General features: G+C 76.0%; 7 protein-coding genes. 2 read left to right on the plus strand and 5 right to left on the minus strand.

Going from position 1 to position 11926, the window contains the following annotated elements:
- Positions 1–1114, minus strand: a 1114-nt coding sequence (locus ABWI04_RS31955; protein WP_353834755.1) for a hypothetical protein, incomplete at its 3' end; no start/stop codon positions are given.
- Positions 1115–1310: 196 nt separating this feature from the next.
- Between ABWI04_RS31955 and ABWI04_RS31960 the strand changes: the two genes are divergently transcribed.
- Positions 1311–2420, plus strand: a complete 1110-nt coding sequence (locus tag ABWI04_RS31960) for a cystathionine gamma-lyase (protein ID WP_345182500.1) — start codon at positions 1311–1313, stop codon at positions 2418–2420.
- Between the two features lie 50 nt (positions 2421–2470).
- Positions 2471–3718, plus strand: a complete 1248-nt coding sequence (locus tag ABWI04_RS31965) for a hypothetical protein (RefSeq protein ID WP_353834756.1) — start codon at positions 2471–2473, stop codon at positions 3716–3718.
- Here the strand turns inward: ABWI04_RS31965 and ABWI04_RS31970 are convergent.
- Genes ABWI04_RS31970 through ABWI04_RS31985 form a run of 4 tightly spaced genes read right to left on the minus strand, consistent with a single transcriptional unit; the run spans position 3715 to position 11834 of the window.
- Positions 3715–5874 carry a DUF4132 domain-containing protein gene (locus tag ABWI04_RS31970; RefSeq protein ID WP_353834757.1) on the minus strand — a complete coding sequence of 720 codons (2160 nt, stop codon included), beginning with the start codon at positions 5872–5874 and terminating at the stop codon, positions 3715–3717. The two genes, ABWI04_RS31965 and ABWI04_RS31970, sit on opposite strands and share 4 nt — an antisense overlap.
- Before the next feature lie 14 nt (positions 5875–5888).
- Positions 5889–9242, minus strand: coding sequence for a DUF4132 domain-containing protein (locus ABWI04_RS31975; protein WP_353834758.1), 3354 nt, complete (start codon positions 9240–9242; stop codon positions 5889–5891).
- Between the two features lie 37 nt (positions 9243–9279).
- The gene (locus tag ABWI04_RS31980) at positions 9280–10668 is read right to left on the minus strand and encodes an FAD-dependent oxidoreductase (protein ID WP_345182491.1); all 1389 of its coding nucleotides are present in this window, start codon (positions 10666–10668) and stop codon (positions 9280–9282) included.
- A 41-nt stretch (positions 10669–10709) separates the two neighbouring features.
- Positions 10710–11834 (minus strand): amidohydrolase family protein, encoded by a 1125-nt coding sequence (locus ABWI04_RS31985; protein ID WP_353834759.1) that lies wholly within the window; start codon positions 11832–11834, stop codon positions 10710–10712.
- Positions 11835–11926: the final 92 nt, after the last annotated feature.

Genomic DNA, 11926 nt, shown 5'->3' on the forward strand with positions numbered 1-11926 from the left:
GGACGGCGGCGGCGACGTCCTCCGGCAGGCCGGGCAGCTCCGCGCCGGCCAGGTCGGGGTGGGCCTCGACGTGGGAGGCGAGCAGGTCGTCGGCGCCCGCGCGGGCCAGCAGCCGCAGCGCCCGCACCGGGAACCTGCGGGCGGCCTCCCCGACGGCGGCCCGGACGTGCTTGCGGTCGAGCCGGTCGAGCAGCGCCTGGAACGCCTCGTCCGTCGGCAGGATCGCGATCGTCTCGAAGATGCGCTTGCGGTCCTCGGACTCCAGGGAGAGGCCGTCCACCTCGGTGAGGAGGAAGGGCAGGACGCCCGGCCCGATGCCGTCGGCCATGCTGGCCAGCAGGGCGCGGCTCGCCTGGCCCCAGTACAGGCCGCGCGCCGGGAACGCCGCCGCGAGCTGCTCCGGCTTGCCCAGCGCCGGCATCACCATCCCCAGCAGGTCGTGGCGGCGCGTCTGCGGGGGCGGGGCCGCGCAGCACTCGTCGACCCAGTCCTCCCGCGTCGGGACGAGGTACGACACCAACCAGCTCGCGCACCAGCCGGACCTGTGCGCCGCGAGCCGCTCGACCGCGTCGGCGTAGTCGGCGTCGGACGCGACGGCCAGCAGCCCGCGGACGCGCTTCGCCTCCTGCTCCGGGATCTGGAGCGCGTACTCGTCCGTGACGCGCTGCGCGCCGACGGAGGTGCCGAGCCAGGTGCCGCCGCCCTTGCGGACGGCCTTCGTCCGGCTCAGCTCGACCAGCGCGCACGCCGCGAACCCGAGCCCGTGCTCGCCGACCCACACGTCGACGTAGGCCCGGCACACCTTGTCCCCCTGGTGGCCGCCCACGCCCATCGAGGTGACGGCCGCGACCACCGCGGCCCCGGCCGGATCGGGCCGCCCGTCCAGGTGCCGCCGCGCCGCCTCGGCCAGCTCGGGTTCGCCGGCGCCGCCCTTCAGCAGCGCCTCGACCACCCCGCGGCCCTGCTCCACGAAGCCCTGGACGGCGCGCGCCGCCGCCGCAGGACCGGGCACTTTGATCTTGGAACCGGGGGCGCCGCCGCGCCGCGCGTGCAGCGAACGCCGCCAGGCGTCCGGGATCACCAGGTCGTTCTCGCCGGGGAGCTGATCTTCCATGCCGCCCCACCGTAGAGGAGCATGCCGACAAATCCCGGGGATCCGGTGAATGACCGACCCCTGGAACGCCCGGCCGCGTCGCCGGGTCGGAGACGGTCCGCGCCATGGCCGGCTCCCTCCGCGGGCCCTGAGCCGTTCGGCCGCCCGGATTCCGCAGGTGGGACGATGGGTGGCCGGACCACGGGAAGGGGCGCGCATGGAGATCGGGGACGGGACGCTGGCCGTGGGCGCCGGGCGGCCGGAGGCGGAGAACTTCGCGCCGGGCCTGCCCGGGCCCGTGTTCGCGGCGCACTACCACCTGGCCGGGGAGGCGAGCGGGCCCTACACCTACGGGCGCGAGTCGAACCCGACGTGGACGCTGCTGGAGCGGGCCGTCGGCGAGCTGGAGGGCGGCGCGGAGGCCGTGTCGTTCTCCTCGGGGATGGCGGCGGTGGCCGGCGTGCTTCTGGCGCAGGTCCGGTCCGGCGACGTCGTGGTCCTTCCCGACGACTGCTACCACACGACCCGGGCGCTGAAGGAGCGCCTGGAGTCCTACGGCGCGGTCGTCCGCATGGGGCCGACCGCGGGCGACGCCCAGATCGGGCTGCTGGAGGGCGCGCGGCTGGTCTGGCTCGAAACCCCGTCCAACCCGAACCTGGACGTGTGCGACATCCGGCGGGTCTCCGAGGCGGCGCACCGGGCGGGCGCCCTCGTGGCGGTGGACAACACCCTCGCGACCCCGCTCGGGCAGCGGCCGCTCGACCTCGGGGCCGACTTCTCCGTCGCCAGCGACACCAAGGCGCTGACCGGGCACGGCGACCTGCTGCTCGGGCACGTCGCGACCCGCGACCCGGCCCTGGCGGAGGCGGTCCGGGTCTGGCGCAGGACCGTCGGCGCGATCCCCGGGCCGATGGAGGCGTGGCTGGCGCACCGGTCGCTCGCCACGCTCCAGCTGAGGCTGGACCGGCAGGCGGCCAACGCGCTGGCGGTGGCCGAGGCGCTGCGGGGACGTCCGGAGGTGTCCGGGCTCAGGTATCCGGGGCTGCCGGACGACCCGTCCCACGAGGTCGCGGCCCGGCAGATGCGCCGGTTCGGCTGCGTCGTGTCGTTCGCCCTGCACGACGAGGCGGCCGCCGAGAGGTTCCTCGGCTCGCTGCGGCTCGTCATGCAGGCCACCAGTTTCGGCAGCGTGCACAGCTCCGCCGAGCGGCGCGCCCGCTGGGGCGGCGACGCCGTGACGCCCGGCTTCGTGCGCTTCTCGGCCGGCGTCGAGGACACCGCCGACCTCGTCGCGGACGTCCTGCGGGCGCTGGCGTCGGCCGGGTAGCGCGAAAAGCGGATGATCCACGCGGCCCGCCGGGGCTAGCGTGGCCGCCCATGAGCGACGCGCGGGCACTTCTGGAAAGCGGCGACATCGCCGGACTGATCCGGCATCTGCGGTTCAACGCCGAGACGATGGAGCTGGGCGAGGTCGCGCGGCTCATGGAGGGCGCGGCGGCGCTGTCGGGCTTCGACGACATGCGCGAGGCGGCCGCGGCGATGGCCGTCCGGCAGGAGCCGCAGCAGCTCTACGACTTCGGCTTCGCCTGCGTCGAGCGCGGCGTCGCCTTCCTCGCGGTCCCGGCGCTGAGGCGCGCGCTGGAGATGCTGCCCGACGAGCCCGTCCTGCTCATGGAGCTGGTGTCGGCGCTGGAACGCGAGAACCGGCACGCCGAGGCCGTCGCGGCCCTGGAGCCGCGGGTGGACGCGCTGGACCCGTGGCCCGCCCGGTACCTGCTGGCCTACAACGCGCTGTTCTCCGGGGACCCCGGCCGGGCCGCCCGCGAGGCGGCGCGGCTGCCCGCGCCGGGTGAGGACTGGGTCCCGGCTCGCGACAGGCTCGCGCGGATGCTCGCCCGGGCGGAGGCCGCCGGACCGCTCGACTCCCGGGACCTGCGGGGCTGGCACTTCACGCTGGGCGGCGGCGTCCTCGCCACGATCTCGCCGTACGGGTTCGCGGACGGCATGACGGGGCGCTACGCCTACACGTCCGACAGCTTCGCCCTGTGCAGGCGGACCCTCGACCGGCTGCGGCTGGTCCTGGACGCGGCGGGGCGGCGTCCCGCGTCGGTCGGCCTGCTGCCCGACCGGTCGAGCCGGATCCTGGGCCTGGCCGCGGCCCGCCTGCTCGGGCTGCCCGCCGAGCCGTTCGCGCCCGGGCGCCCCGGCGCGCTCGTGGTCGCCTACGACCTGAACGAGACCGACGCCGGCGGCCTGCGGGAGCGGGCCGAGGGGCAGGTGCTGTTCGAGCACGCGTCGTGCTGGACCGACCCGCCGGTGGTGAGCGCCGACGTCACCGGGTTCCTGCACCAGGTGGCGGTGTCTCCGTGGGGCGAGCGGCTGCGGGTCGGGGCCGGCGGCGAGCCGGAGACCATGCCGCCCGACGAGCGGCCCGAGGAGGTGCTGGCCGCCGAGATCGTCGCCGCCGACCCTCGGGCCGACGACGACGAGGGCGGCGACGGGGCGCCGCCGGACCCCGACGAGCGCCTGGCGGGCTTCGTCCGCGCGGTCGCCGGCCACTGGCTCATCGGGCCGAGGGACATGGTGCGCTCCCCCGGCCCCGTGCCGAGCAGCCGTTTCGCCTAGGAGGCGGTCAGGCCGGTCAGGTCGGCCAGCACCTCCGAGACGAGGACCGGGTCGACGCCGGCGAGACCGTCCGCGATCGCGCGGGACGGGTCGCCGGGCGCCGCGCCGATCCAGACCCGCTCGATCGTCTGGGCGGGGTTCAGGTCGACGTAGCCCACCGCGATGCCGGGGCTCAGTTCGACCACGACGGTGACCCCTGGCGCCAGCGTGCGGGAGACCCAGTGCTCGATGCCGTTGTCCTGCGGGGCGCCGCGGCTCCACGCCGTGCGGGTGAGGCCGAGGATCCGGCCGGTGGGGACGGTCGGCCCCTCGAAGCGTTCGAGCCTGCCGCTCTTCCCCTCGCCGTCGGCGAGGGCGTGGACGGGACGTCCGAGCTGCGGGAACGGCTGCAGGATCTCGTAGTCGGCGAACACCTGCGACCAGGCGGCCAGGGAGTCGCCCAGCAGCACCGGATGGGCGATCCGGACGTCCGCCCACTCGGCGGGGTCGACGGTCTCGTCGTGGAGGTCGGCGAACGTCCGGTCCTCGGCGATCCGGAACGCCCGGTCGCCGCCCAGCCAGACCAGCCGGCGGGCGAGGTGCCCCATCAGCGGGTGCTCGACGAGGAACGCGCCGAACTCGGCGCGCGTCCACGCGCGGCCCGTGACCATGTCCGACTCCAGACGGGCCACCTCCGCGGAGGCGACCGCGCGGACGTCCTTCCTCAGCTCCGCGAACCGCCGGTAGGCGGCCGGGGCCAGCTCGGGGTCGTCCTTGGCCCCGGGCTTGGGCAGCGCCTTGCGGCGGGCCCCGCCCTCGTCCGCCACCTGCGGTCTGAGCTGCTCGTCGAAGCCGACGACGAAGCGGCGGGGGCCGTAGTCGAGGGTGAGGGTCCCGTCGGCGTCCAGCCCGAAGTCGGGGACGAGCCGGGCGGCGAGCTGCGCGGCCGTCAGGCCGCGCCGCTCCGCGATCTGCGCCAGCTTGCGCTGCGCCTCGCCCCGCAGGCCCTTGTACCGGGACTTCCGCGCGATGCCGTTGAGCTGCGTCAGGGCGAGGTCGGTGCCGATCCCGACCAGCGCTTCGAGGCCCTGGACGGCGCTGCTGTACCCGCCGCTTCGTCCCGGCCACTCCTTGACCAGCGGGACGAGCCTGCGGACGACCACGTCGTCGCCGAAGCGTCCGAGGGCCGACAGCACGAAGCCGCTGCCCTTGGGCATGCCCGCCGCCTGCCACGCCTCGAACTGCGCCCAGACGAGCGCGGTCAGCGACTCCGGTTCGCAGACCTGGGCTGCGCCGTCCACGACGCCGGTCGCGTCGAGCCGGGCGCCCGGGCTCACCGTCAGGGCGAGCAGCAGGTTGCGCGCCGCGTCGCCCGGCAGTTCGCCGCCGTCCCGCAGGACCGGGCGGGGAAGGGCGCCGGCGTCGAGCCACTTCGGCAGGGACGGCGCCCGGACCGGCGGCTCGACGGGCGCGGTCTCGGGAGGCGCGGCGGCGAGGAGCCGCGCGACCGCCTCGGCCGCCTCGTCCCCGTGGACGCGGGCGGCCTCCACGACATCGCCCTCGATGAGCCTCAGTGCCTTGACCGCGCCCCGGCGCGGGCCGACGCGCTTGCCCAGCGCGTCCGGCACCAGGTACGGGACGGCGGCCAGGCCGTGCCGCGCGAACCACGCGTGCGCGAGCTCCTGCGCCGACGTGAGCCGGTAGAGCCAGTCGGCGACCATCCGGGCCACGTCGGCGGACAGGAACGGCAGCACGACCGGGCCCGTCCCGTACGGGTTCTGCTTGGCGAGCCGGACCGCCACGTCCCAGGCGGCGGTCTCGAAGCGCGCCACGATCGGCTGGAGGGAATGGTGGAAGTCCCAGGTCACGTGCGGATCCCACCCGGCCAGCAGCGGCCGCGCGAGATGCTCGGGCGCCTGCGCGAGGAAGCCCGCCCGCGTGGGCTCGTAGCCCATCCGCCCGTCGCGGAACTCCTCGGCGGCCTCCTCCCACTCGCCGTCCTGCCAGGACCCGAACGGGCGGACCGCGGCCCAGCCCTCGCGCTCGCCGGGTTCCCAGACGATCGCGCGGCCGTCCGGCGCCGCCAGGCCGGGGACGATGATCGGCTCGTCACCGGTGGGCAGGGGGGCCGGCCTGCGCGCCCACGGCGGGTCCAGCAGCGCCTTCGGCAGTTCCATGGAGGTTCTCTTTCTCAGGTGAGCGTCGCCAGGTCGGCGAGGATCTCGGACACGGTGACCGGGTCGAGGTCGGCGAAGGAGCCCGTGGTGCCGCCGCCGAGCCACCTCTGCTCGGGGCGGTCCGCCAGGCCGACCGCGTCGAGTCTCTGGTCGGGCAGGGCGTCCACGGCGCCGACGGCGATGCCGGGGTCGAGGTCGATGACGATGTGGCGGCCGCCGGGCAGCCGCCGGGAGATCCAGGGTTCGATGCCCGCGTCCTGAGGCGCGCCGCGGTCCCAGCCGCGCGAGGTCAGGCCGAGCACCTTGCCGACCGGGACGGTCAGGCCCTCGAACCGTTCGAGCCTGCCGTCGCTCCCCTCGCCGTCGGCGAGGACGTGGACGGGACGTCCGAGCTGCGGGAACGGCTGCAGGATCTCGTAGTCGGCGAACACCTCCGACCAGGCGGCGAGCGAGCCGCCGAGGTCGACGGGATGCGCGACCCGGACCCGCGCCGTGCCGGCGATCTCGACGGTCTCGTCGTCGACGTCGGCGTACGTGCCGTCCTCGGCGACGCGGAACGCGGTCGTTCTCGCGTCCCCCTCCTCGCCCTCGGACGCGAGCCACACCAGGCGCCGGACGAGGTGCCGGACGAGCGGGTGCCCGGCCAGCAGCTCCCGGAACTCCCGCGCGGGCCAGCGGCGCCGCGCGACCATGGCCGCCTCCAGGCGGCGGAGCTGGTCGGCGGCGACGGTCCGCACGTCCTTCTTCAGCGCCGAGAACGCCTTGGCGGCGGCCGGGGCGAGCTCGGGGTCGTCCTTGGCCCCGGGTTTGGGCAGCGCCTTGCGGCGGGCGCCGTCCTCGTCCGCCACGAAGGGCTTGAGCTGCTCGTCGAAGCCGACGACGAAGCGGCGGGGGCCGTAGTCGAGCGTGAGGGTGCCGTCGGCGTCCAGCCCGAAGTCGGGGACGAGCCGGTCGGCGAGCTGCTCCGCGGTCAGCTCCAGCCCGGCGGCGACCTCCTCGATCTTCTCCTGCGCCCGGGCCCTGAGCGCCTTGAACTTCACCCGCTGCGCGATGCCGTGCAGGTGCGTGAGCGCCACGTCGGTGCCGATGGCGGCGAGGACGTCCAGGCCGGTGACCGCCTTGGCGTGCCCGCCGTCGCCGGGCCACGCCCGGATCACCGGGGTCAGGCGGCGGACGGTCTCGTCGTCGCCGGTGAGGCCGAGCTGCGCCAGGGCCCAGCCTTCCTTGGACGGCGCGCCGTGCGCCTCCCACTGCCGGAACAGGCGCCAGCCGAACTCGGCGAGGGACTCCCGGTCGCACGCGTCGCGGACCGCCCGCACCCCCGGGTAGACCTCGGCGGGCCGCGACATCGCGAGCATCGTCAGGACGTGCCGCGCGGCGGCGTCCGGCAGCGCCCGCTCGCGGTCGCGCAGCAGGATCTGCGGGAGCAGCCGCACGTCGGCCCAGTCGCCGACCTGCGGGATCTTCGCGGGGAGGACGTCCAGCGGGTCGGCCGTGACCAGCGCCTCGACCGCGTCCGCCGCGCGGTCGCCGTGGACGCGGGCCGCCGCGACGACCGCCTCGGCGCCGTGCCGGTCCGCGACGAACCGCAGGGCGGCCTCGGCGGCGCGGCGCTGGGCGCCCGCCTTGCCGAGGGCGGGCGGCACCAGGGCCGGGACGGCGGCCGGGCCGTGCCGCCGGAACCAGGTCTGCGCGGTCCTGCCCGCCTGCTTGAGCCGCACGAGCCAGTCGGCCATGAGCCGCGCGACCTCGTCGCTCAGGAACGGCAGGAGGACGGCGCCCACGCCCGCGGGGTCGCGCCGCGCCGCGAAGACGGCCGGGTCCAGCGCGTCGAGCTCGAACCGGGCGACGACGACCCGCATCCATTCGCCCACGTACCAGGGGTCGGGCGGCTCCCAGCCCGCCAGGAGCGGGCGGACGAGGTCCTCGGGCGCCTCGACGAAGAGCACGGGCTGCTGGTGGGAGGGCAGCGCGCCGTTCCTGAACTTCTCCACCTGGGCGGGCCATTCCAGGCGCTCCACCCATCGCCACATGTGGTGGAGGTCCACCGTCCAGGCGTCCCGCTCGCCGGGCTCCCAGGCGATGAGGCGCGTGCCGGGCGAGGCCAGGTCCTTGACGACGACGGGTTCGGCCTTCGTCCGGGGCCGGGTCCACGGCGGGTCCACGAGCAGCGGCGGCAGGGCGTCGCCGGACGCCTCCGGGACCCGGACGGTGGTCTCGCGGAGCGCGCCGATCACCGCGCGCGACTCCTCCGGAAGCTCCGGCAGCGTCTCCTCCACCAGCTCGGGATGGGTGAGCAGGTGGGCCCGCAGCAGGTCCTCCGCCTCCGGCGTCCGCGCGGCCGGGGCGAGCAGGCGCAGCGCCCGCCGCGGATACGCCCGCGCGGCGGCGATCAGCGCGGGCTGGACGTACCTGTGGCTGATGCGGTCCACGAGGGCCTGGAAGGCCTCGTCCACGGGGAGCCGGGCGAGCACGTCCAGCAGGCTCCGGTAGGTGTCGGTGTCGGTGTACTGGCCTTCCAGGGCTCCGGCCACCAGCGGCACCGCACCGGACGGGCCGACGCCGTCCACGAGGGTCGCGACGACGCTCGTCCCCCGGTCGTAGTAGCCGAGCGGCAGGACGGCCGGGTCGGCCTGCTCCTGCTCGCCGAGCGAGCAGAACAGCATCCACCGGTGCACCGAGAAGGGCGGCAGGCCGGCGACCGCCGGGTCGGCGCGGACCTCGTCCACCCAGTCTCCCCTGGTCGGCACCAGGTAGGACACGACCATCCGCTGCATCGGCGTCCGGCGCCGGGTCGCCAGCGCCTCGACGGACGCGGCGTACACGTCGTCGTCGGCGGCGGCCAGCAGGGCGCGCAGGTGCCGTGCGGCGCTCTCCTCGGACCACCACTCGCGGTAGTTGCCGGGCGTCCCGGTCCAGCGCACACCGGTCCAGGTCGCCTGGCTCCCCGCCTGCCGGTAGTCGCTCGTGACCTCGGGCAGCTCGGCGTAGGCGGCCGCCGCGAACGGCAGGCCGTGCTCGGCGGCCCAGGCGTCCCGGAACGGGTCCTTCCCGCCGAGTTCGAGCAGGCCGCGCTTGGACACCGCGACGGTCGCGACCACCGCCGCGCCCAGCGCGTCGGCCTCGCCCTTCAGGTAGGCGCGGCCGTGCTCGGCCAGCTCGGGCGACGTGCCGGGCAGCGCGAGGACGTCCTCGACGCCGGCTCTGGCGGCCTCCACCAGGGCCCGCGCCTTCTCCACCGCCGCGGCGTCGATCCGCGCCCGCGGCCACGGCCCCGGCCGGTCCCGGCGGGGATGGGCGACCCGCCGCCACGCGTCCGGCAGCTCCCAGGTGTTCTCGTCGGCCGCCCCCGGCCCCGCAGTCGCCATGAGGCCACACCGTAGGGGAGATCACCGACAAAGGGGATCAAGAGCCGGAGCGCATGTCCCGCTCGACGGCGTCGGCGGCCTTGCGGGCGGCGACCAGGACGGGGTCCCAGACGGGCGCGAACGGCGGCGCGTAGCCGAGGTCGAGGCCCGTCATCTCCTCGACCGTCATCCCGTTCCACAGCGCGATCGCCAGGCCGTCGACGCGCTTGGCGGCGTTCTCCTCGCCGACGATCTGCGCGCCGAGCAGCCGGCCCGAGCGGCGCTCGGCGATCAGCTTGGTCGTCATCGCGGCGGCGCCCGGGATGTAGCCGGCCCGGGTGGTGGACTCGACGGCGACGCTCAGCGTCTCGAACCCGGCCGCGGCCGCCTCGGCCTCGTTCAGCCCGGTCCGCGCGACCTCCACCCGGCAGATCTTGGAGACGGCCGTGCCGACCACGCCGGGGAAGGTGGCGTAGCCGCCGCCGATGTTGATGCCGGCGACGCGGCCCTGCTTGTTGGCGTGCGTGCCGAGCGCGATCGCGACCGGCGCGCCCGAGACCAGGTGGCGGGTCTCGACGCAGTCGCCCGCCGCCCACACCCCTTCGGTGCGGGTGCGCATCCGCCGGTCGGTGACGATCCCGCCGGTCGGGCCGGTCTCGATCCCGGCCCGCTCGGCCAGTCCGGAGGCCGGCCGCACGCCGAGCCCGAGGACGACCAGGTCCGCGGGCAGCGTGCGGTCCCGCGTGCGGACCGCGGTGACGCGCCCCTCCGGGGAGGTGTCGAAGCCCTCGACCGGCTCCCCCAGGTACAGCCGCACGCCGATGCCGCGCATCGCGTCCGCGACGATCGCGCCCATGTCCGGGTCGAGGGTGCGCATCGGCTGGTCGGCGAAGTCCACGAGCGAGACCTCCAGGCCGCGCATCACCATCGCCTCGGCCATCTCCAGGCCGATGTAGCCGCCGCCCACCACGACGGCGCGGCGCGGGTCCCGCTCCTCGACGGCGCGGCGGATCGCCACGCCGTCGTCGAGGATCTGGACGCCGTGGACGCCCTCGGCGTCCACGCCGGGCAGGTCCGGGCGGGTGGGGACGGCGCCGGTCGCGACCACGAGCCGGTCGTAGGGCTCCCAGCGCTCGCCGCCGCCGTCGAGGGAGCGGATCCGCACCCGGCCGCCGCCCGTGTCGATCTCCACGGCCTCGGTGCGCAGCCGCAGGTCGATGCCGCGCTCGCGGAACTCGGCGGGCGTGCGGGCGACGAGCGCGTCCAGCCCGTCCACCACGCCGCCGACGAAGTACGGGATGCCGCACGCCGAGTAGGACGCGTGGCGCCCGCGCTCCACGGCGACGATCTCCAGGTCCTCGGGGCCGCGCAGCCTGCGGGCCTGGGACGCGGCGCTCATCCCCGCGGCGTCGCCCCCGATGACGAGCAGGCGTTCACGTGCGGCCATGCCGGTTCCTCCCGATTGCCGGTGCTGCCCGAAAGATCGGCTCACTCCAGACCGTAGACCCGGCGGGCGTTGCCGGAGGCCACCAGCCCCGCGACCCGCTCGGCGTCGCGGGCCGTCCAGGCTCCGTCCTCCACTCCCCCGGCCAGGAACCCGGCGAGCCCGCGCCGGAACAGCAGCGCCCCGAGGTGGTAGAGCTCGGCCAGCCCGAACGCGTCCGAGGAGTACAGCACCTTCCCGAACGGCGCCAGCTCCAGCAGCTCGGCGATGAGCGCGGGCGAGCGGTGCCCGAGGTTGTGGGTCGCCAGGCCCGCGTCGACGTGCACGTTCGGCAGCACCTGCGCCAGGTACCCGGCGTGCCGGTGGAACGGGTAGTTGTGCAGCAGCATCGCGGGGACGGGGGCCATGGCGCGCAGCAGCTCGATGAGCAGCAGCGGGTCGCCGCGGCGCAGGTCGGCGTCCACGTCCCCGTAGCCGACGTGGAACTGGACGGGCACCCCGGCGTCCACCGCGCACCAGACGAGGAACCGGTGCAGGGTCTCGTCGCACACGCGCGGCGGGGCGCCGACGCTCTCCGCCGCGCGCATCAGCCGCCCGGCCGCGCCGGCGACCTCCGCTTCCGGCGGCCGCACCCCCGACAGCTCCAGCCCGGCCCGGTACGCGGCGATCGACTTGGCCCCCACGGCGCCCGCGGCGAACGCGGCGTGGAGCCGAGAGCGCACCTCCCCGGCGAACCGGCCCGCCTCGACGCCGTCCGCCGCCACCCGCTCCGCGACGGTCTCCAGCCGCACGATCTCGTGCGCCCTCGCCCCGGCCAGCCGGCCGAGGGCGGGCGGGTCGAGGATCGCCTCCGGCGTGTAGCCGGTGTCCACGCATAGCACGTCCAGCCCGGCGGCCGCCAGGAACCGCCGGTTCACCTCGGCGGCGCCCAGCTCGGCCCGGCGCGCCAGGTACTCCTCGGGCTCGGCGTGGGCGCCGAGCCCGAGGACGGGCGGGCACCAGCGCCGCAGCGCGAACCCGACCTGGGTGTCGAACATGCTCACGCCGGGCGGTCCCGCGGTCTCCGCCTCGGTGAGCGCCTCCTCGAACGCCGTCCTGCCGAGGTCCTCGCCGAGGACACCGTGGCAGTGGTGGTCGACCAGCCGCAGCGACTCCAGATACTCCAGCACGGCTCCCGCATCCTCCCTGAAACGCGACTGCGTTCTCCCTACGATGCCCTTACGGAGCGTGTTCACCTCCGCCGCCACCCGACCAGGAGCCA

Origin of the sequence: Actinomadura sp. NPDC000929 (assembly GCF_040492065.1) — a bacterium.
GTDB lineage: Bacteria > Actinomycetota > Actinomycetes > Streptosporangiales > Streptosporangiaceae > Spirillospora > Spirillospora verrucosospora.